Annotated in this window: 15 protein-coding genes; 7 read left to right on the top strand and 8 right to left on the bottom strand. The window is 67.8% G+C overall.

Annotated features, from left to right (window positions below; all coding sequences use genetic code 11):
• Window positions 1-428: 428 nt before the first annotated feature.
• Window positions 429-2873, top strand: coding sequence for a DUF3772 domain-containing protein (locus LXE91_RS23435; protein ID WP_039339686.1), 2445 nt, complete (start codon window positions 429-431; stop codon window positions 2871-2873).
• A 117-nt stretch (window positions 2874-2990) separates the two neighbouring features.
• Here LXE91_RS23435 and LXE91_RS23440 read toward each other — a convergent pair whose 3' ends face one another.
• Both LXE91_RS23440 and amaB read right to left on the bottom strand, forming a co-directional pair.
• Window positions 2991-3485 carry a hypothetical protein gene (locus LXE91_RS23440; RefSeq protein ID WP_082139589.1) on the bottom strand — a complete coding sequence of 165 codons (495 nt, stop codon included), beginning with the start codon at window positions 3483-3485 and terminating at the stop codon, window positions 2991-2993.
• A 163-nt stretch (window positions 3486-3648) separates the two neighbouring features.
• Window positions 3649-5160, bottom strand: coding sequence for an L-piperidine-6-carboxylate dehydrogenase (gene amaB / locus LXE91_RS23445; RefSeq protein WP_039339689.1), 1512 nt, complete (start codon window positions 5158-5160; stop codon window positions 3649-3651).
• Window positions 5161-5792: 632 nt separating this feature from the next.
• On the opposite strand from amaB, the gene LXE91_RS23450 reads away from it, so the two are divergent.
• The 3 genes from LXE91_RS23450 (at window position 5793) to LXE91_RS23460 (ending at window position 9589) form a co-directional block, all read left to right on the top strand.
• Window positions 5793-7373, top strand: coding sequence for an amino acid permease (locus tag LXE91_RS23450; protein ID WP_039339695.1), 1581 nt, complete (start codon window positions 5793-5795; stop codon window positions 7371-7373).
• A 156-nt stretch (window positions 7374-7529) separates the two neighbouring features.
• Window positions 7530-8798, top strand: coding sequence for an NAD(P)/FAD-dependent oxidoreductase (locus LXE91_RS23455; protein WP_039339699.1), 1269 nt, complete (start codon window positions 7530-7532; stop codon window positions 8796-8798).
• Window positions 8799-8914: 116 nt separating this feature from the next.
• A complete protein-coding gene (locus tag LXE91_RS23460) occupies window positions 8915-9589 on the top strand; it encodes a TetR/AcrR family transcriptional regulator (protein ID WP_039339701.1) in 675 nt (224 codons plus the stop codon).
• Between the two features lie 75 nt (window positions 9590-9664).
• Here LXE91_RS23460 and LXE91_RS23465 read toward each other — a convergent pair whose 3' ends face one another.
• The gene (locus LXE91_RS23465) at window positions 9665-11446 is read right to left on the bottom strand and encodes a phospholipase D-like domain-containing protein (protein WP_039339703.1); all 1782 of its coding nucleotides are present in this window, start codon (window positions 11444-11446) and stop codon (window positions 9665-9667) included.
• Between the two features lie 105 nt (window positions 11447-11551).
• Window positions 11552-12310 carry a DeoR/GlpR family DNA-binding transcription regulator gene (locus LXE91_RS23470; protein ID WP_039339705.1) on the bottom strand — a complete coding sequence of 253 codons (759 nt, stop codon included), beginning with the start codon at window positions 12308-12310 and terminating at the stop codon, window positions 11552-11554.
• Window positions 12311-12518: 208 nt separating this feature from the next.
• On the opposite strand from LXE91_RS23470, the gene LXE91_RS23475 reads away from it, so the two are divergent.
• Together LXE91_RS23475 and LXE91_RS23480 are read left to right on the top strand one after the other, a co-directional pair.
• Window positions 12519-12704 carry a hypothetical protein gene (locus LXE91_RS23475; RefSeq protein WP_006480515.1) on the top strand — a complete coding sequence of 62 codons (186 nt, stop codon included), beginning with the start codon at window positions 12519-12521 and terminating at the stop codon, window positions 12702-12704.
• Between the two features lie 180 nt (window positions 12705-12884).
• Complete coding sequence (locus LXE91_RS23480; protein ID WP_039339726.1) at window positions 12885-13754, top strand: DMT family transporter; 870 nt, start codon at window positions 12885-12887, stop codon at window positions 13752-13754.
• Between the two features lie 80 nt (window positions 13755-13834).
• Here the strand turns inward: LXE91_RS23480 and LXE91_RS23485 are convergent, their stop codons facing one another.
• A complete protein-coding gene (locus LXE91_RS23485; protein ID WP_157644948.1) occupies window positions 13835-13996 on the bottom strand; it encodes a hypothetical protein in 162 nt (53 codons plus the stop codon).
• Here LXE91_RS23485 and nadE point away from each other — a divergent pair.
• Window positions 13995-14843, top strand: coding sequence for an ammonia-dependent NAD(+) synthetase (nadE, locus tag LXE91_RS23490; protein WP_039339729.1), 849 nt, complete (start codon window positions 13995-13997; stop codon window positions 14841-14843). The genes LXE91_RS23485 and nadE overlap by 2 nt on opposite strands.
• A gap of 75 nt (window positions 14844-14918) precedes the next feature.
• On the opposite strand, the gene LXE91_RS23495 is transcribed toward nadE, so the two are convergent.
• The 3 genes from LXE91_RS23495 to LXE91_RS23505 form a co-directional block, all read right to left on the bottom strand.
• Window positions 14919-16595: a S10 family peptidase gene (locus tag LXE91_RS23495; RefSeq protein WP_039339732.1), complete on the bottom strand. Its 1677-nt coding sequence runs from the start codon at window positions 16593-16595 to the stop codon at window positions 14919-14921.
• 75 nt (window positions 16596-16670) lie between these two features.
• Window positions 16671-18278 (bottom strand): S53 family peptidase, encoded by a 1608-nt coding sequence (locus LXE91_RS23500; protein ID WP_039339734.1) that lies wholly within the window; start codon window positions 18276-18278, stop codon window positions 16671-16673.
• Window positions 18279-18526: 248 nt separating this feature from the next.
• A complete protein-coding gene (locus LXE91_RS23505) occupies window positions 18527-19153 on the bottom strand; it encodes a LysE family translocator (RefSeq protein ID WP_039339737.1) in 627 nt (208 codons plus the stop codon).
• Window positions 19154-19244: the final 91 nt, after the last annotated feature.

The following is a 19244-nucleotide window of genomic DNA, read 5'->3' on the forward strand; positions in this document are numbered from 1 at the left end:
GTCGTGTTGTTGTCCGGCGGCCGGCGAGCCGCCGTCGGGCGAATCGGTGCATTGTACCGGCGCGTCCGTCCGGCGCGCGCACACGGCCCCGATATCCGGAACGCGACGACGGGCCGGCCACACACCGGCCCGGAACCGCTTCGGACACCCCATTTTTGCGCCAGATAATGTGTAACTTGCGTAACCGTCTGTCGGGTACTGAAAACGCGCCAGAACTGCAATCTGTCGCCATGCCGCGGCGGCGCCCGCCCCACCGCCCGGGCCTGGTGCGCCGTTTCGCGCGGGCACGCAGCACCGGAATCGCCACAAACGGGGTAAGCAATCGGGACAACCACGCGTTCCACACCCCGGTAACATGCTACCGGGCCAACCACCGGCTTCCGGGCGCCTTTCGGCGACCTGAATTGTCGGCAAATCGTAAGCATTCCATGTCCATACAACGACTATCCACCTACGCTCGCCGGATCGCCCTGATCGCGTTGCTGCAGTTCGCGGCAATCGCGACTGCGTCGGCGTTTCCGGCGGCCGCCTCGGCCCCGAACGCGAGCGGCGTCGGCGCGCCCGTCCCGGCCATCTCGCTGAACGACGCCGTCGCGCAGCTCAAGCAGATGCAGGCCGAACTCGACCGCATCAAGCAGCAGACCTCGAACGCGTCCAACAGCAAGGAGCTGGACGGGCTCAGCGACTCGACACAGGAGCTGAGCACCGATGTCGAGAAACTGCAGAGCGATCTCGTTCCTCAGCGTGCGCAGATCCAGGGGCAGCTCGACGTGCTCGGCCCCCCGCCTGCCGAGGGTGCCGCCCCGGAAACGCCTGCCGTCGCGAAGCAGCGGGCCACGCTGAACGCGCGCAAGACACAGATCGACGCGGCGCTGAAGCAGGCCGCCGACCAGAAGGCCAGCCTCACGAACCTGAACGAGCAGTTCGCGAAGCTGCATCGCGGCCTGCTGAAGAACCAGCTCGCGTTCCGTTCGGGCGGCATTTTCAGCGCGCAGTTCTGGCTGCCGCTGTTCCATCTTTCGCCGGACGACGCCCAGCGGCTCGGGGATTTCGACGAGGAAATGCTCGACATGCTGCGCTCGTCGTGGGTGCCCGGGCAAAAGGCGATCACGGTGCTGCTGCTGGTTGCCGCATTCGCGGCATGGATCGGCGGCCGCCGGCTCATCGAGCGCGGGCTCGCGTGGTTCTGCGTGAACCGCCTGCCGGCCACCCGTTTGCGCCGCAGCGCGCTGGCGTTGTCGACCGCGCTGGCGACGCTGCTGGCAACCGCCATCGCCGTCCAGATCTTTTACCTCGCCGTCGCGCGCCATTACGACCTCACGCCGGCGCTGAACGATCTGTGGGACCAGTTCGCGAAGCTCGCCGCAACCTGTGCCCTGATCGCCGGGCTCGGCCGTGCGCTGCTGTGCACGAAGCATCCGTCGTGGCGCCTGCCCGCGCTCGCCGATCCGGTCGCGCTCGCGATGAAGCCGTTTCCCGGCATCCTGGCCGCACTGCTGCTGGTGTCCGGCACGCTCGAGTCGATCAACCGGATCGTCGACACCAGTCTGTCGGTCACACTGTTCGGCCGCGGGATCGTATCGCTCGTCGTCGCGGTGACGGTCGGTGCGTCGCTGCTGCGCTCGAACCGCGCGCGCAGCGCGCTCGCGGCCGCCGGCGAAGCGCCCGAGCAGCGCTCGACGCTCGCCGGGCTGATCCATGCCGCCGTCACGCTCGCCATCATCGCAACCCTGATCGCACTCCTGATCGGCTACATCACGGTCGCGCGCTTCATCACCTATGAGCTCGTGTGGTTCGAGATCGTGCTGGGCGCCACCTACATCCTGATCCAGCTGACGCGCGACGCGAGCGAAAGCCTGTTCTCGTCGAGCCTGACGACGGGCCAGCAGATCAAGCACCTGTTCGCACTCGAGGATCGTCACCTCGACCAGGCCCGCACGGTGCTGTCCGGCTTCGGCACGAGCCTGCTGATGCTGATCGCGGCCATCGCGCTGCTGACGGGCGGCTTCGGCACGACGCCGGGCGACCTGATGGACAGTGCAGTCGCGATGATCGGCAGCCAGCGGCTGCAGAGCCTGAACATCATGCCCGACCGGATCATGAACGCCGTGATCGGGTTCGCGATCGGCTTCTACCTGCTGCGCTCGCTGCGCCGCTGGCTCGACAGCGAGTTCATGCCCGCGCTCGGCATGGATACCGGGATGCGCGTGTCGCTGATCACGCTGTTCACCAACGTCGGCTACGTGCTGCTCGTGCTGATGACGCTCGGGCTGCTCGGCGTCCGGTGGAACAACCTCGCGTGGATCGTCAGTGCGTTGTCGGTAGGTATCGGTTTCGGCCTGCAGGAGATCGTGAAGAACTTCGTGTCGGGGCTGATCCTGCTGACCGAGCGCCCGGTGAAGGTGGGCGACATGATCAGCATCGCGGGCGTCGAAGGCGACATTCGCCGCATCAACGTGCGCGCGACCGAGATCCAGCTCAGCGACCGCTCGACCGTGATCGTGCCGAACTCGCAATTGATCTCGCAGAACCTGCGCAACGTGACGATGGGCAACAGCACGCAGGGCGTCGCGACGCTGGTGCTGACGTTCCCGCTGAACACCGATCCCGAGCAGGTGCGCGACCTGCTGCTCGACGCCTATCGTTCGCATGCGGCGATTCTCGAGAAACCGGCGCCGTCGGTCACGTTCAGCCAGCTCACGCCGGACGGCATCACGCTGAGCGTGACGGGCTACGTGTCGAGCCCGCGGATCGCCGGTTCGACGAAGAGCGATTTGCTGTTCGAGATCCTGAAGCAGTTGCGCGCGGCGGGCATCACGCTGTCGAGCCCGCAGATGCTCGTCGTGCAGAACATGCCGGCGGCGGAGCAGTGATGCACGTTCCGCGCCGCGCGCATTCACGCTAGGCGAGCTGTCCGCAGGCGGTGCGAAGGTTCGCGATATCGTCCCGCTCGCCTGCGGTTGGTTTGCCGGTATTTGGCCGGATGCCAATCAACCTGACGCATTCGTCAATGGCGGCAAGGGAATCTCGCCCTGCTCCAGGACGGCGATGGTCTTGCGAAGAAAGGCCAGCGGCTGATCGGTTCTCGTGCCGTACAAATCGACGATCCCGACTTCGACGACGGCTTCGACCAACGTCATGAATCTTTGCAACTCGCCCTCCGGCAGTGCCGATTCGATTCCTGCCGGAACGGGATCGCCTCTGCCGTTGAGTTCGAGCAAAGCCCCGCTGCACTCCCACTCGGGCAAGCTTCCGGCGACAGCGATGGAATCGAGATGAGCGAGAAGCGCGTCGATGGCCGCGTGCGAAAACCCGTTTGCGTCGCAATAGCGACGCAAACACGAAGACGCATAGACTTGCATCCCGACCGGCGACAACATCGCCAGCCTCTCGAGAAGCTCTTTTCCGTTCACGATCTCGGTACCATCAACCGGGGCCGGCTGATCCGTTTTGCCCGAGAAAGAGTCTGTCGACGTGTCGCCCATACGCGTTCCCGGCCGGTCATCGATTAATCACCCGCGCCAATCGCCCCAATCGACGCCTACGCACACGATACCGTATTCCCCGCTCCAAACATAAAGGGCCGGCACCGCAACGCGGCAGCCGGCCCTTTCTACTCCTACGCAGCGCCCTCCCGGGCGCCCCGCATCAAACGTCGAACTTCACGCCCTGCGCCAGCGGCAGCTGACGGCTGTAGTTGATCGTGTTCGTCGCGCGGCGCATGTAAGCCTTCCACGCATCCGAACCCGACTCGCGGCCGCCGCCCGTTTCCTTCTCGCCGCCGAACGCGCCGCCGATCTCCGCGCCGCTCGTGCCGATGTTCACGTTGACGATCCCGCAGTCGCTGCCCGCTGCCGACATGAACTGCTCGGCCTCGCGCATGTCGTTCGTGAAGATCGCCGACGACAGGCCTTGCGGCACCGCGTTGTGCAGTTCGATGGCGTCGTCGAAGTTGTCGTAGACCATCACGTACAGGATCGGTGCGAACGTTTCGCGCTCGACCACCGCCGATTGCTTCGGCATCCGCACGATGGCCGGACGCACGTAGTACGCATCCGCGTGGCCGACGTCGACGCGCTCGCCGCCCTTCACTTCACCGCCCTGCTCGCGTGCATCGCCCAGCGCCTTCTGCATCGCGTCGAACGACGCGCGATCGACCAGCGGGCCGACCAGCGTGCCTTCTTCAAGCGGGTTGCCGACCTTCACCGACGTGTAGGCCTTCTCGATGCGCGGCAGCAGCTGGTCGACCAGGCTGCGATGCACGATCAAGCGGCGCAGCGTCGTGCAGCGCTGGCCGGCCGTGCCGACCGCCGCGAACGTGACGGCGCGCACCACGAGATCCAGATCGGCGCTCGGCGCGACGATCATCCCGTTGTTGCCGCCGAGTTCGAGGATGCCGCGCGCGAGACGCTGGCTCAGCACCTTCGCGACTTCCTGGCCCATCCGCACGCTGCCCGTCGCGCTGACCACCGGCACCTTCTTCGACGCCGTCAGCACCTCGCCGACATCGCGCATGCCGAGCACCAGCTGGCTCAGTTCCGCCGGCGCGACGCCCGGGTGGGTCTTCTCGAATTCGCGGATCGCCTTCTGCAGCAGCACGTGGCACGCGATCGCGGTGAGCGGCGTCTTCTCGGACGGCTTCCACACGACCGAATCGCCGCACACGAATGCGAGCGCGGCATTCCAGGCCCACACCGCGACCGGGAAGTTGAACGCCGAAATCACGCCGCACACGCCGATCGGGTGCCACGTTTCCATCATCCGGTGGCCCGGGCGCTCGGACGCGATCGTGAGGCCGTAAAGCTGGCGCGACAGACCGACCGCGAAATCGCAGATGTCGATCATTTCCTGCACTTCGCCGAGACCTTCCGACGTGATCTTGCCGGCTTCGAGCGTGACGAGGCGGCCGAGCTCGGCCTTGTGCTCGCGCAGCACGTTGCCGAACACGCGCACGAGTTCGCCGCGCACCGGTGCCGGCACCGTGCGCCACTTGAGGAATGCGTCGTGCGCGGCGTCGATCTTGCGCTCGGCGTCGGCGGGCGTGTCGACGGCCAGCGTCGCGAGCGTCGCGCCGTCGAGCGGCGAACGCGCGGTCAGCGCATTGCCTTTCCACTGGGCGAGATCGATATCGAGCGCGGCAAGAATGTCGTTGAATTGCATCACTTCCTCTTCAGGGACAGATTGATCGGTGCGGCGGCAACGCCGCCCGCGTGATTCGATTGGAGCGCGTTCGCGCGCCCTGTGCAAGCGGATGCGCCGCGCGGCAGGCCCGGTGCGCCGTGCGGCGCATCGCGCTGCGCCGCCGCCGGAAGCCCGCCGGACGGCGCGCCCCCGCCTCGCAGGGCACGATCCATGAAACACATTGTCGGTGGCCACAAGTCGGGCCGCTATTGATATTAACTCACGACTTCATTCCGAAAACGCAACACCCTGGCGGGATGACACAGTGCGTTTCCTCGCGGATATGGGACTTGTCCAAGGCCCGTGACCAAGCCATTCGCCACGTCGTGACGGAGAACAAGTTGATGACAAACCCGCATCACCCTGTTCGGAAATATCGTTTGCCGCCCGCGCACGGGGCACACACAATCGTTGCGACGTCGAGGTGCCACGCACCCGGCGCGCCACCGGCCGCCATCACGGCTGTCGGACGACAGACGAAGGCGCACGCATCGCGGCCCGGTTCATCCGGTCCGTTTCAGCACCGCATCACCGCTGCCCGGCCCGCGGCCGGCAACGCGTCGCGCTTCGTCACCGAAAAACAATCCCGGAGACAGCGCCCAGCGCCCGCCATGCATTCAAACGCCCGCCCCGATTCGCCCCGCCCCTCCGGCTCGCCGCCGGCGAAGCCGTCCCTCCACCGTGCACTGCAGGCACGCCATCTGCGGATGATCGCGATCGGCGGCTCGATCGGCACGGGCCTGTTCGTCGCATCCGGCGCGTCGATCTCGCAGGCCGGCCCCGGCGGCGCAATGCTCGCGTACATGGTGATCGGCCTGATGGTCTATTTCCTGATGACGAGCCTCGGCGAAATGGCCGCGTTCATGCCCGTATCGGGCTCGTTCGCGACCTACGGCGCGAAGTTCGTCGACGAAGGCTTCGGCTTCGCACTCGGCTGGAACTACTGGTACAGCTGGGCCGTGACATTGGCCGTCGAGCTCGTCGCCGGGCAGCTCGTGATGAACTACTGGTTCCCGCATGTGCCGGGCGTCTGGTGGAGCGCGCTGTTCCTCACGCTGATCTTCGCGCTCAACGCGCTGTCGGTGCGCGGCTTCGGTGAAGCCGAATACTGGTTCGCGCTGATCAAGGTGCTGACGGTGCTCGCGTTCGTCGGCGTCGGGCTGCTGATGATCTTCGGGATCATGCAGGGTGGCCCGAGCGCGGGCTGGAGCAACTTCACGATCGGCGACGCGCCGTTCGCCGGCGGCTGGGCGACGATGCTCGGCGTCGCGATGATCGCCGGCTTCTCGTTCCAGGGCACCGAAATGATCGGCGTCGCGGCCGGCGAATCGGAAAACCCGCGCACGACGATCCCGCGTGCGGTGAGCCAGATCTTCTGGCGCATCCTGCTGTTCTACGTGCTGGCGATCTTCGTGATCGGCGTGCTGATTCCCTATACCGACCCGAGCCTGCTGAAGAGCGACGTGACCGACATCGGCGTGAGCCCGTTCACGCTCGTGTTCCGCCACGCAGGCCTCGCGTTCGCGGCCGGCGTGATGAACGCGGTGATCCTGACGGCCGTGCTGTCGGCCGGCAACTCGGGCATGTACGCGTCCACGCGGATGCTCTACAACCTCGCGACCGAAGGCCGTGCGCCGAAGATCTTCGCGAAGCTGTCGCGCGGCGGCGTGCCGCGCAACGCGCTGTACGCGACGACGGCAGTCGGCGCCTTGTGCTTCCTCACGTCGCTGTACGGCGACAAGACCGTGTACCTGTGGCTGCTGAACACGTCGGGCATGGCCGGCTTCATCACGTGGCTCGGCATCGCGGTCAGCCACTACCGCTTCCGCAAGGGCTTCCTGAAGCAGGGCTACCGGCTCGATCAGCTGCCGTACCGGTCGAAGTGGTTCCCGTTCGGCCCGCTGTTCGCGTTCGCGCTGTGCGCGGTTATCGCGCTCGGCCAGGACTACCAGGCGTTCCTCTCCGACAAGATCGACTGGGTCGGCGTCGCCGCGACCTACATCGGCCTGCCGTTCTTCCTCGCGATCTGGCTCGGCTACGCGATCGTGCGCAAATGCCGCCTCGTGAGCTACGAAGACATGGAGATCGCACCGTGGATCGAACGCAACGCGACGCCCGAACCCGCCGCCCAGGCTGAAACCAGCTACGCGGGCTACGTCGCCCGCCCGGCCAACCCGACGCCGGGCGCCTGATCGCGCGGCTCGGCCCGGAACAACCCGGATCGCACAGGCCGCCATGCGAGTGCGGCGGCCGGCGCCCGAACAACCGCCATTCGACGCGGCGCGCACGTTCAGGCAAGATCGACGCGCGCCGTCTGTTTTTCCGCCGTTCAAAGTCAACGAAATCGCATGCAGAACTTCTACGAAGCCACCGTTACCCGCCAGCCCTACCCGCAACTGACCGGCACGATCGACACGCAGGTCTGCATCGTCGGCGGCGGCCTCGCCGGCCTGTGCACGGCGCTCGGCCTCGTCGAGCGCGGCGTGCGTGACGTCGTCGTGCTCGACAGCGAATGGGTCGGCTTCGGCGCATCGGGCCGCAACGGCGGCTTCGTCTTCGGCGGCTACAGCCTCGACAACGCCGACCTGCTGCGCACGCTCGGCCGCGACGAAGGGCGCCGGCTGTACCGGCTCACCGTCGACGCGGTCGAACTGATCCGCGCGCGGATCGCGCGCTACGGCATCGACTGCGACATCGTCGACCAGGGCGTGATGCTGGCGAACTGGTTCGACGATCCGTCCCGGCTCGACAGCGTGCGCACGCTGATGAAGGATGAACTCGGCGTCGACTGGGAACCCGTTTCGACGGACGCGCTGCGCAAGCGGCTGAAGACGCAGCGCTATTACGGCGGCCTGTTCGAGCCGAACGCCTTCCACTTCCATCCGCTCAAGTACGTGCTCGGCGTCGCGGCGGCCGCATCGCGCGGCGGCGCACGCGTATACGAACGCTCGGCCGCGCTCGGCATCGCGCGCGAAGGCGCCGGGTACGTCGTGCGCACGGCGCAGGGCACGGTGCGCGCGAAGGACGTCGTGTTCGCCGGCGGCGGCTACGCGCGCGGCGTGTCGCCGCGCATCGAGCGCGCGGTGCTGCCGATCGCGACCTACGTAATCGCGACCGAGCCGCTCGGCGCGCGCCTGCCGGATGCGATCGACGCGCCGTACGCGATCTACGACACGCGTTTCGCGTTCGACTATTACCGTCCGCTGAAGGACACGCGCATCCTGTGGGGCGGCCGGATCTCCGTGCTCGACCGCGGCCCCGACGCGATCGCGCGCCTGCTGCGGCGCGACCTGCTGCGCGTGTATCCGCAACTGGAAGGCGTGAAGGTCGACTACGCGTGGGGCGGGCTGATGAGCTATGCGCGGCACAAAATGCCGCAGATCGGCCGCGACGCGGATGGCGTGTGGCACGCGATCGCGTTCGGCGGCCACGGGATGGCGCCGACCACGGTTGCCGGCGAAGTGCTCGCGGCCACGCTGGCCGAAGGCCGGCCGGTGCCGGAAGGCTTCAACGCGTTCGGGCTCACGCGCACGTTCGGGCTGGCGGGCCTCGCTGCCGCCCAGCTCACGTACACGGCGTACCAGGCCCGCGACGCGCTCGCGTCCTGCCGCCGCTGAGCGGCGGCCACGGCGGCCGAAACCGCCCTGCCGATTAGAGCGGAAGGTCGGCCGGGCGGCGATTTCCCACATGCTAGAATGGCTTTTCCAAGCCGCCGAAGCCACAATAAGTCCACATGAAAGCAGGAAGCAAGGCCGCCACGCCCGACACCCGCGCGCTTCCGTCCGATGCGCGGCGCAAATACGATCCCGAGCAAACCAAGCGCAACATCCTCGACGTCGCCACGCAGGAATTCTCCGCGATGGGCCTCGCCGGCGCGCGCGTCGATGCCATCGCCGAGCGCACGAACACGACGAAGCGCATGCTCTATTACTACTTCGAAAGCAAGGAAGGCTTGTACGAGGCCGTGCTGGAGAAGGTGTACGGCGATATCCGCGCGCTCGAGCAGGAGCTGCACGTCGGCGACATGGAGCCGCGCGAGGGCATGCGCCGCCTCGTCGAATTCACGTTCGACTATCACGACAAGCATCGCGACTTCGTCCGCCTCGTGTCGATCGAGAACATCCACGGCGCGAAGTATCTCGAACAGCTCAAGTCGTTCAAGAACCGCAACGTCAGCATCATCAAGACGCTCGAGGAACTGGTCGAGCGCGGCGCGGCGAGCGGCGCGTTCCGCAAGGACATCGACGCGTTCGACCTGCACCTGCTGATCAGCTCGTTCTGCTTCCACCGCGTGTCGAACCGCTACACGTTCGGCGCCGCATTCGGCCGCGATCCGTCGGCGCCGCGCCTGCGCGCGCGGCACCGGGACACGATCGCCGACGCCGTGCTGCGCTACGTCGCCGCGTAAGCGGCGGCGGCAGCCGGTTTCCCTGCCGGACTCACGCCGGGCGCGCGATATCCGCGCCCGTCATTCTCTCGTGGGTCAATCCGTCGGCGCGGTCGACGCCAGTGCGATCCGCGCCTTCTCTTCCGGGCTTCCCGCCACGTAATACTTCTTCGCCCAGCTCGAATCGGGTGCAAGCGCGAGCCGCGCATGCGCGCCCGTGCCGTGCTGCTTCGCATTGATCGTCAATGCCCGCGCACGATAGTGCTCGTAAAGCCGCAGGAATTCCGCGAGATAGATCGCCGCGATCCGCTGGTCGCGGATCTCGAGCAGGTTCTCGTCGTTGTACTGCTCCGAGTTGCGGCTCATGTTTGCCGAACCCGTATAGATGACGGGATTCGCGCCCTCCGCATCGATCACGATGAACTTGTGATGGATCACGACGGGCGGGAAGGCGGGTGCCGGTTCACCCGGGAACAACCGCAATTCCGGCTCGAAACCCTGCGGGACGGTGGCTGGCGAGAAGTACTCGGCGTCGATCACGTCGTGGTTGTCGCGGTTGCGGTGATACAGCTCGAGGTTCGCGAGCGTCGCCGCATCGAGCGTCTGGCCGGCCTGCTGCTCCGTGTCGGCCTTCGTCGCGCTGCCCACGTTGATCTTGTTCACCAGCCCGAACATCATCAGCCCGCGGTCGCCGGCCGCGAAACACGCGTCGCGCAGCGCCGCGTCGGTCGGCATGAACAGGCAGAAGCACACCGAATGCTTCGCAGCGGCGATCGCGGCGACGATCGTGTCGATCTCGGTGCGCTGCCCCGCCGGCTCCGGCGAAAACGCGAGCCGCACCTGCGCACTGCCGATCGTCATCGGCGCCGACCAGCCCGGCGACAGCTTCGCCGTGTCCGCGATCGACGGATTCCCGGCCAGCGCATGCGCACGATCGTTGTACAGCGCGGCGAGCGCGGGCGAATCGAACGCGTGCAACACGTTCGCCTGCTCCGTGAGCCCCTCGGTCGTGAAGTTCGCGGAGCCGGTCAGCACACGCGTGGGCACCGCGCTCGACGACGCATCGGTCACGATGAACTTGTCGTGCATGATGTGCGTCTTGTCGCGCGGCGCGAGCGTCGCGAGGCCCTGCAGCGCGTCGACGGCCGGCTGGTTCGGCGACGGCAGCGGCGGCTTGCCCTTGCGCGCCGTCGTGTGCGCGTCGTAGACGATCGCGAGCGACGCTTCGCCGTGCTGGCGCCCGAACGCTTCGAACGCGGGCAACGCCCACAGCGTGTCGGTCAGGTGATAGACGGCCGATGCCGCGCGCGACGCGGGGTCGAGCATCTCGGCGAACACCTGCTCCATGTCGTTCGCGAGCCACGTGCGCAGCTTCAGCGCCTGCTCGGCGCTCGGCGCCGCATTCGGCGCGAGGCCCAGCGCCGCCACCTGCTTCGCGAAGGCCTGCGAGCTGACCACCGCGCGGTTGAACCACGTGCCGATGCCGTCCTCGATGTGCGCGGGCAGCACGACATCGCACACGCCGGCTTGCACGTCGAGCACCTGCAGGTTCGCCGGCGTGCCGACGACCGGATACACGTCGTAGCGGAACGCCGCGCCGCGATCCTGCGGATCGATGCGCGCGTCCCACCACATGAATTTCTGGATCGGCGCCTGGTCGGTCGGCGCGTCGCCTTGCGTATGCGCGGCCGGGCCATCGAACGTCAGGCGGTTCGGCAGCCAGCTGTCGGGCGCGCGCGTCTTGCCGTCGGCCGACCAGAAGCCCGGCGTGCGCCGGATCGCGAAGCCGAGGAAATCGGACCGCGACGCCGCGTCGGGCCAGTCGAAGGCCAGCAGGACCAAGGTGGGGGAAAGATAGCTGCGCACGCTGACGGTCATTCGTTGCTCCCTAGCCTGGCGGCCGGTCGAGGTGAATGGGTCAGTCTTGACGGCAGTTCTTCCCTGCGGATGACGGTTCGATGAACCTTGTATGTCGGACGCGCGTCAGTCGCACACGAGCAGCTCGATGCCGCGCGCGGTCAGCGCACGGCGCACGGCCTTGTCGGGCGCCCGCTCGGTCACGAGATAGCGGGCGGCGGCCGTGCCGTTGATCCGCACCGGCGTCACGCGGCCGAATTTCGAATGGTCGGCGACGATCATCGCGGTGCCGGCCGCCGCGATCATCCGGCTACGCACCTCGGCCGCGAGCCGCGAGTAGTCGGTGCATTCGCCGTCGGGCGTGATGCCGCCGGCGCCGACGAACGCGAAATCGACGTGGTACTGCGCGAGCTGCTGGATCGTGTCGAGCCCGAAGGTCGCATCTTCGTCGTCGGACAGCTCGCCGCCGAGCAGCGTCACGCGGTTGCCGTTGCGCCGCGCGAGCACGAATGCGGTACGCCAGTCGTTCGTGTAGATCGACAGCCGATGCCGGTCGGCGAGCGCGAGCGCCACCGCATGCGGCGTGCTGCCCGAATCGATCAGCACCGATGCATCGTCGGGCACGAACTCGGCGGCGCGCCGCCCGATCGTGCGCTTCGCTTCCGCGTTCGCGGCTTCGCGCTCGGACAGGCTCGGCTCGCGGCGATCCGCGGCCAGCGCGCCGCCGTGCGTCATCACGAGCAGGCCGCGCGCGGCCAGTGCGTTCAGGTCGCGCCGCACGGTCTCGCGCGACACGTCGAGCGAGCGGACGAGTTCCGCGACCGACAATGCGCCCGACCGTCCGAGTTCCGACAGGATGAATTGATGACGTTGTTCCGCCAGCATCGCGTGTGCGCCCGAGGCGACTGGTAATGGCTAAGCCGACCATTGTATTACGGCCGTTTGACGGGCATTTGACTGCGCCGGGAAACCCGCCGGGCCGCGTTTCACGAAAGCGAAATTCTGTATTGCCAGACGCGCGCGAATCGGCGCGGCGCCGGTTGCTACACTTTGCGCTTCGCCGAACGACAGACCAAGCAAAGGGGCTCGCGCCATGTACCGCAAAGGCAGTGTGATCGAAATCCAGTTTCCGCCCGAACGTCTCAACGACGCGGCCGGCGATCCGTACTGGATCGACCTGACGCTCGACGAGGCCCGCCGGCTCTACGAACAGCTCGCCGCGCGCTTCGCGACCGACGCACGCGCCAACCAGCCGCTCGACACGTTCTCGATCGACTGATCCCCGCGGCCTCACACGCGCCCGCTCCGCATCCCGGGGCGGCGCCCCGCCTCTCCCGGCACCGGCGGCCGCCTGTGCGGCACACAGCATGAGTGCAGGATTCGACAAGACGCCCGCATCGCTTCCCCCGATACTGGCGGACTTCACGATTCCGTCCGGCCGCGTCGCGGCCCGCCACGCATGCTGACCTCGCTCGTCGCCGCCGCTTTCGTCGCCCTCTGGTCCACCGGCTTCATCGTTGCGCGGGCAATCAAGCCCTACGCCGATCCCAACCTGTTCCTGCTCGCGCGTTTCGCGGGCACGGCCGCGCTGTTCGGCGCGGTGGCGCTCGTTTCTCGCGCGCCGTGGCCGGCCCGGCGCGAATGGCCACGCCACCTGATCGCGGGCGCGCTGCTGCAGGGCGTCTATCTCGGCGCGAGCTACTGGGCCGTCGCGCAAGGGCTGAACGCCGGCGTCATGGCGCTGCTCGGTGCGCTGCAACCGCTCGCCACCGCCGTGCTCGCCGTCCCGCTGTTCAACGAGCGCCTGCCCGCGCGCGGCTGGGTCGGGATGGCGCTCGGGCTTGCCGGCGTCGCACTCGTGCTGGCGCCGAAGGTGATGGGCGGCGTGGCGCCGCCGTCGGGCGCCGCGCCGGCGTGGCTCGTCGTCGCCGTCTCGGTGCTCGCGGTCGGATCGATCACCGCCGGCTCGCTGTACCAGAAAGGCAAGCTCGCGCAGAGCGACCTGCGCACGGCGGTGGCCATCCAGAACTTCGGTGCGGCGATCGTCGCGGCCGTCTTCGTCGCGCTGCTGCACGAGACGCGCTGGATCGGCGCGCCGGCGCTGTGGGTGTCGCTCGTGTGGGGTGTCGTCTTCCTGTCCGGCGGCGCGGTCACGATGCTGATGTGGATGCTGCGGCGCGGCAACGCCGCACGCGCGACGTCGCTGCTGTTCCTCGCGCCGCCGCTGGCCGCGTTGCAGGGCTACTGGCTGTTCGGCGAGACGCTCGCGGCGATCCAGCTCGCCGGCTTCGCGCTCGCGCTGGTGGGCGTCGTGCTCGCGCGGCGCTGACGTGCCCGCCCGTGTGTGCGGTCACGGGTGCATGCACGCCGGCCGCCACGCGCATCGAATGCCGGCCGTGCGAACACCCGTTACGCGGCATCGTTGCACCCGGCCGGCGCACCGTGCACCACGGCGACGCAGCCCGTCTCGCCGAAGCAACGCGAAATCGCCGGATCGCACGCCCGGCGCGGCGCCGCGCCGCGATTGCGCTTATGATGGGCGCCTTGATTTCGTTCCGGAACTTCCTTCATGACATCCGCCGATTACGCCAGCCGCCAACGCGCGATCATTGCCGAACTGAACGTCGCCACGCACTTCGACGCCGAGGCCGAGATTGCCCGCCGCGTCGAGTTCCTCGCGCAATATCTTCGTTCGACCGGCCTGCGGACCTACGTGCTCGGCATCAGCGGCGGCGTCGATTCGTCGACGGCCGGCCGGCTCGCACAGCTGTCGGTCGAAAAGCTGCGCGCCGGTGGCTACGACGCCCGCTTCATCGCGATGCGCTTGCCGAACGGCGTGCAGAACGACGAAGCCGATGCGCAGCGCGCGCTCGCGTTCGTCCGCGCGGACGAGGAACTGACCGTCAACGTGAAGCCGGCCGCCGACGCGATGCTCGGCGCGCTGGTCGCGTCCGGCCATGCGTTCGAGACGCCGGCCCAGCAGGACTTCGTGCACGGCAACGTCAAGGCGCGCGAGCGCATGATCGCGCAGTACGCGGTGGCCGGCGCGCGGCGCGGCATCGTGATCGGCACCGATCACGCGGCCGAGTCGCTGATGGGTTTCTTCACGAAGTTCGGTGACGGCGGCGCGGACATCCTGCCGCTCGCGGGGCTGAACAAGCGTCGCGTGCGCGCAGTGGCCCGTGCGCTTGGCGGCGACGAACTGATCGTGATGAAGGTGCCGACGGCCGACCTCGAGGAACTGCGCCCGCTGCGCCCCGACGAGCATGCGTACGGCGTCACCTACGACGAGATCGACGACTTCCTCGAAGGCAAGCCCGTCGCCGACCACGTGTACGAAACGGTGCTGCGCTTCTACGACGCGTCGCGCCACAAGCGCGCGCTGCCTTACACGATGTTCGACTGGCCGGCCGCATAAGCCGGCCGCCCACGCTGAAAAACAACGCCGCGCGCACCGTCACGGCTGCGCGCGGCGTCCTGCCGACGGGCGCCGCTACGCGTGCCCGCCCGTCTTCGTCGCCTGCAGTGCGCGAATCCGCATCCGTGCGCCCGTATCGCTGACCGTCGCGTCGTACATCGCCGCGAGATCGCGCTTGAGCGCGGTGCGCGAGCCGCCGTCGAGATACACCATGTGCCCCGACGGATAGAAACGCGCGGACAGGTTCTGCCGCACCTTCTGATCCTCGAGCGGCATCTGCTGCAGGTCGAGCACGGTCTGGTAGAACGGCGTGACGAAATCGTAGAGGCCGTTCGCCGACAACACCTTCAGGTCGACGTTCAACGCCATCACCGCCGCGAGATCGCCGGCCGTATAGAGGATCACGTTCCCCTGCGCGTCGATGCCCTGCTGCGCGCCGGTCGGGTCGACGTGGTGGAAATCCCAGTTCTGGAACGCCTGGTCGTTCAGGTCGGTGAACGCGGAACTCGACGTGAACTTCAACTGCTCGTTCAGATAGCTGTTCCACATCGCCGTATAGACGCCCGTCACGGCCGTCATCGTCGGATCGTTGCCGCCGGAGTTCGGGTCGATCTTGCCGGCGATGCCCGACGAGATCCCGGTCACGCGGCCGTCGTACGAACCGAGCGCCAGCCCCTGTGCCTGCAGCAACGTCGTCAGGAACAGCGAATTGCCGCGCGCGTTGTAACCCGCAATGTCGAGCCCCCATGTCTGCAGCGTCGCCGCGTCGATGCCCGTGTATTGCGACAGCTTCTTCACGGCGGCCGGGTCGGCATGCGGCACGTTGCGCAATGCGGTCAGGTAGTCGGTGCGCGCGAACTGCGCGACTTCCTCGACGAACGCGCCGAGATCGGTCGGCGCCGGCGTGACGCCAAGTTTCTTGTGATACCACGCATCGGCCGCCGCGGTCGGCAACGCGCCGACCGGGTTGCCGGCCTGCCGGTAGTCGAGGATCGACGATTGCAGCGTGACGCCGTTCAGGTCGACACCGTCCTCATGCAGCTTGTACGCGAGCACGCAGCTGCGCGCGGTGCCGTACGATTCGCCGAACAGGTATTTCGGCGAATTCCAGCGGTTGTTCTTCGTCAGGTAGCGCTTGATGAACTGCTTCAGCGAATCCGCATCCTGGTCGACGCCCCAGAAGTTGCGATTCTTGTTCGGCGCGATCGCCGCCGAATAGCCGGTGCCGACCGGGTTGATGAACACCAGGTCGCTGTGGTCGATCATGCTGTCCGGGTTGTCTTCGATCTGGTACGGCGCGGGCGGCGTAAACCCCGGCATCGACGTCTTGATGCGCTTCGGCGCGAACGACCCCAGCAGCACGAACACCGACGACGAACCCGGGCCGCCGTTATAGAAGAACGTCACGGGACGCGTTTCTTCCTTCGCGCCGTCGGCCGTGAATGCGACGTAGAAGAGCTTCGCGGCCGGCTGCGAACTGCTCGGGTCGACCGTCACGAGGTGGCCGGCCGTTGCCGTGTACGCGATGCGCTTCCCGTCGATCAGGATCGTGTGATGCGTGATCGCGGCCGCCTCGGTCGTGTCGGTCACCGAGTCGTCGGGACCGTTGCCGTAAGCGACCGGATCGAAGAACGGCTGGTCGCGGCCATGACTGAGCGCGACCGGGTTGACGGTCGGCGGCACGCCATGCGAGTTGTGGTCGCCGTGATGCAGCGGATACACGCCGCCGGAAGATGCGGAATCGATGCCCATCGTGCTGCTCCTGGAGGTGAGAAAAAGGCGCGGACCGGAAGCCCGCGCCATACGGAAAGACGTGTACCGCGGCCGTCAGCTCGACGGCTTGCGCGTCAGGATCGCGGCGAGCTGCGCGCCGTTCGGGCTGCCGAGGCCCGTACACGCATCCCAGCCCTGCGCGGCCGCGTACGTACCGTTCGATCCCTGCGTGATGTCGCGCAGCGCACCCGGATTCTTGTAAAGCACCGGATTGATCCAGCCGGCAGTCGCACCGCCCGCCGCCGCAGTCGACGCCGCATTGATCCGTGCAATCAGCGCGGCCCACAGCGGCGCGACTGCGCTCGTGCCGCCCATCACCGTGGCCGTGCCCGCGATCGACACTTCGTAGCCCGTCTGCGGCGACGCATCGCCCGCCACATCCGGCACGCCGCGCTTCGCGAGCGGTGTGCTGCTGCCGTCGGCGCGCGTGAGTTTCAGCCCCTGCTGCCACGCCGGCAGGTCGAACAGCGTGCTGACGCCGCCCCCGCCCGCGCCGCCGCCGGCCGCCTCGTCGTTCCACGTGACCTCGCTGCGGATGCCCTGCCCGGGCAGCGCGTCGAGCTGCGTGCCGCCGCAGCCGAGCACGTACGGGCTCGATGCCGGGAAGTCGACATGATCGGCGCCGTCCTGCAGCCCGTCGCCCGAACCGCTGTCGCCCGATGCCGCGCACACCGTGATGCCCTGCGCGGCCGCCGCCTGCAGCACGCGGTTGAACGCCTGCGCGGACTGCGCTTGCCAGATCGCCTCCGGGCCGCCCCAGCTGATCGAGATCACCGACGGCTTGTTGGTCGTGTCGTTGACGGCCGCGTTGACGGCCTGGATGAAGCCCGCGTCGCTGTTCGGTGCGAAGTAGACGGCAATCTTCGCGGCGGGCGCGATCGCGCCGGCGATCTCGATGTCGAGCGCGACTTCGCCGTCCGGGCCGCTCGGGTCGCCGGTCGGCGTGTTGCGGCCGGTGCCGACGTTCACGTCGACGAGCGTCGGCGGTGTCGTGATGCCGAGCCCGCGGAAATACTGCTGGATGTCGGCCGCGCGGTAGCCGCCGCCGAGCTCGATGATCGCGATGCATTGCCCGGCGCCGTCGCCGGCCGGGAAGCCGTACAGCGATGCCAGCTGGATCGGGGTGAACGTGACGCCCGCCGCGCCGCCGCGCGCGGGCTTGAACGGCGGTCGCAACCGGAAGTGCGGCCGCGCCTGCGGACGGCTGTCGAGGCCGAGCACGGCCGTGACGGCGTCGCCGAGATCGTCGGGCAGCGCGATCGGGCCGGAGCGGCCGCGATACTGGCCGATCGACTTGTGCTCGAAGCGCTCGAGCTTGACGCTGAACGCCGCCTCGAACTGCTGGATCGTGCCGGACAGCACGACGACGCTTTCAACGGGATCGACGCGATCGACCGTCAGCTGGTGACGACGTGCGAAGTCCTCGGCCTTGCGAATGTCGTCGGGATCGGCGGAAAAGCGTTGCGCGAAAGTTGCGCGCGACACCGGTTTCGCTTGCGCGTCGCCGGTGGCGAGCTGGTGAAGCAGCGTATCGAGTTGCCCTTCTTCCTGCCGCCGCAACATGATCGTGACGTGGATGCGTTCTGCCGGATCGCACGGGCCGAGGCACTTGGACTCGGCGACGATTCGGGGTTCACGGTCGGCGTGAAGATGCCTTGCCATGTTCAGACCCTCCTTGGTACCGCGTTGCACGGAACAGCCAGGAAATCGGACAGGGCCGGCGGGAGACGGTTCCGTTCGGTCGGTCGGGTTCGCGCAGCGCGAAGTAACAGGGAGTTTAGAACAGTCAGACGATTTGCGCGCACGCCCTTCTGCGACGGGGCGCACGCGCGGGCCGGCGTGGCGCGCGGCCTGCCTCGGGCGCGGCGCCGCGCCGCGCGACCTGCGCCGGCGCGCCGCCGCATCGGCACTCAGTCCATCGACAGGCGCAGCGCAAAGCCGATCAGCGCCGCGGAAAACGTCCAGCGCTGCACCGTCTGCGCGAGCGGGTGCGCGCGCATCCACGCGGCGATCCGCGACGCGCCGAACACGCACGCGAGGTCGAAGCACACGCCAGCCGCCACCAGTAGCGCGCCCAGCTCGAACATCTGCAGCACGACCAGCCCGGCCTCGGGACGCACGAACTGCGGCAGCAGCACCGAGCAGAACAGCAGCGCCTTCGGGTTCAGCAGGTTGGTGAGCAGGCCCTTCACGAACGACTGGCGCAGCTCGCCCGCCGTCGCTGCCGCATCGCCGTCGCCGAGCGCGAACACGGGCGAACGGAACACCTGGATCGCGACATAGGCGAGATAGAGCGCGCCGCCGTAGCGGATCACTTCGTACAGCCACGGCGCGCTGCGGATCAGCGCCGCGACGCCGCAGGCGGACAGCGTCACGTGCGCGGTGCGCGCGAGCGACAGGCCGGCGGCCGCCGCCATCCCCGGCCGCACGCCGCGGCCGATGCTGGTCTGCAGCACCAGCGCCATGTCCGGCCCCGGCACCGCGTAAATGGCCGCCAGCGCGGCGAGATAAATCAACAACAAATGCGTGGAAATCATGGTCTGCCCCTCTCCTCCTACGGCGATATGTTGCCGCCAGAGTGCGAGGGATTATTGGCCATCTTTGGTTCAGGATTGGCGATCCGTAGGG

The organism is Burkholderia contaminans (assembly GCF_029633825.1).
GTDB classification, from domain to species: domain Bacteria; phylum Pseudomonadota; class Gammaproteobacteria; order Burkholderiales; family Burkholderiaceae; genus Burkholderia; species Burkholderia contaminans.

Coding starts and splice junctions, on each gene's coding strand:
- LXE91_RS23435 (WP_039339686.1), top strand. CDS start 429: ATGTCCATACAACGACTATCCACCTACGCTCGCCGGATCGCCCTGATC.
- LXE91_RS23440 (WP_082139589.1), bottom strand. CDS start 3,485: ATGGGCGACACGTCGACAGACTCTTTCTCGGGCAAAACGGATCAGCCG.
- amaB (WP_039339689.1), bottom strand. CDS start 5,160: ATGCAATTCAACGACATTCTTGCCGCGCTCGATATCGATCTCGCCCAG.
- LXE91_RS23450 (WP_039339695.1), top strand. CDS start 5,793: ATGCATTCAAACGCCCGCCCCGATTCGCCCCGCCCCTCCGGCTCGCCG.
- LXE91_RS23455 (WP_039339699.1), top strand. CDS start 7,530: ATGCAGAACTTCTACGAAGCCACCGTTACCCGCCAGCCCTACCCGCAA.
- LXE91_RS23460 (WP_039339701.1), top strand. CDS start 8,915: ATGAAAGCAGGAAGCAAGGCCGCCACGCCCGACACCCGCGCGCTTCCG.
- LXE91_RS23465 (WP_039339703.1), bottom strand. CDS start 11,446: ATGACCGTCAGCGTGCGCAGCTATCTTTCCCCCACCTTGGTCCTGCTG.
- LXE91_RS23470 (WP_039339705.1), bottom strand. CDS start 12,310: ATGCTGGCGGAACAACGTCATCAATTCATCCTGTCGGAACTCGGACGG.
- LXE91_RS23475 (WP_006480515.1), top strand. CDS start 12,519: ATGTACCGCAAAGGCAGTGTGATCGAAATCCAGTTTCCGCCCGAACGT.
- LXE91_RS23480 (WP_039339726.1), top strand. CDS start 12,885: ATGCTGACCTCGCTCGTCGCCGCCGCTTTCGTCGCCCTCTGGTCCACC.
- nadE (WP_039339729.1), top strand. CDS start 13,995: ATGACATCCGCCGATTACGCCAGCCGCCAACGCGCGATCATTGCCGAA.
- LXE91_RS23485 (WP_157644948.1), bottom strand. CDS start 13,996: ATGAAGGAAGTTCCGGAACGAAATCAAGGCGCCCATCATAAGCGCAAT.
- LXE91_RS23495 (WP_039339732.1), bottom strand. CDS start 16,595: ATGGGCATCGATTCCGCATCTTCCGGCGGCGTGTATCCGCTGCATCAC.
- LXE91_RS23500 (WP_039339734.1), bottom strand. CDS start 18,278: ATGGCAAGGCATCTTCACGCCGACCGTGAACCCCGAATCGTCGCCGAG.
- LXE91_RS23505 (WP_039339737.1), bottom strand. CDS start 19,153: ATGATTTCCACGCATTTGTTGTTGATTTATCTCGCCGCGCTGGCGGCC.